This is a genomic window from Halorubrum sp. SS7 (genome assembly GCF_005435055.1).
Lineage (GTDB): Archaea > Halobacteriota > Halobacteria > Halobacteriales > Haloferacaceae > Halorubrum > Halorubrum salinarum.
In genome coordinates this window covers 1-1149 of record NZ_SGXV01000052.1, presented here as the reverse complement: position 1 = coordinate 1149, position 1149 = coordinate 1, and the positions used below count along the sequence as shown (strand labels likewise).

The 1149-nt window shown below is 58.9% G+C and carries 2 pseudogenes; both read right to left on the bottom strand.

Annotation, left to right across the window (positions count from 1 at the left end):
* Positions 1–232, bottom strand: a pseudogene (locus EXE44_RS20335) (PKD domain-containing protein); the annotation flags it as partial.
* A gap of 421 nt (positions 233–653) precedes the next feature.
* Positions 654–836: pseudogene (locus EXE44_RS22220) on the bottom strand (hypothetical protein); the annotation flags it as partial.
* Between the last annotated feature and the right edge of the window lie 313 nt (positions 837–1149).

The following is a 1149-nucleotide window of genomic DNA, read 5'->3' as shown; positions in this document are numbered from 1 at the left end:
GGTACAGTTCCACGGCGACTTTCCGGGTGCCGGACGCGCTGAACTCGTTCTGGACGGCGGTCAGCCTGAGCGTGTCGTTGTCGACTAAGATGTTCTGATCTTCGATGACCACTGCGGGACGGTTTGAGTTCGATTCAGCGAGGTAGAGAACGGAGTTATCGTACCACATCGACCCCGACTCAAGCTCGTTGTACCCCGGTCGGTACTCAATGAACCGCGTCGAAATGTTCACTTTGGTCCCTGAATCGTCGGTTGTATGCGTCGCTTGTCCGCAGTGTTCCCACTGGATCGGGTGGATTAACGGTGAATACCCTCGTCTGGTACCTCGTTCCGAGTTTTACGTCGACGAACTGCGGACGCTCGGAGCTCCCGGCCGATAAGATTCCGTTCCTGAGCTCGACGAGGTCGTTCCTGACTTCCTCGAAGTGCTGAAACTCGACCTCCGCGTTCTCTTGCGGCACGATCTGTACCTGATACAGCGAGAGCGCCAGGATCAGAAAGCCGAACAGCACCACCGTCCCGACCACGACCGACTGGCCCCGACGGTCGCGATTGAATCGCATTATCCGATGTCGACGCCGAACGGGTATAAAATCCTCCGTCCGACCTCTCAGTCGCGATACTCGGGTTCGCGCGGTCAGAACCCGGACGGACCCGCTCAGTCGCCGCGCCGTCAGCCACGCCGACGCGACGGCGACGACGCCGGCGAACCCGCCGAGCAGCACCGCCTGCGTCCAGTTGAAGCCGATCAGCGTTCCCGCGACCAGCGTGACGACGAGAAACGCGGCCGTGAGAGCGCCGAGCGTCGAGGCGAGCGAGGCGTCAGCGTCGGGCATACGCGAACTGGGGGTTATCGGGCGATAAATCGGCCGGTCCGGGCCGAGTCCGTCCGTCTGGTCGAGAGGAGGTTGACGGCAAATGGATCAGAAGTTGAGACTACCCATCTCAATATACACGTTTCTGAACCAGTTTATAAACAAGAACTTTCATTTGTTGACCTCTCTCGGGATCGCCGCCCTCGGTATTTACACCCGAGGACGGTGCGTCAGTCAACCGATCTAAGTGACATAGAGAGTATACTTTCACGACCGAGAGATACCTACCGGGGACCAAGCAGTCGGAGGTCACAGCCTCAATTCGAGGGACATC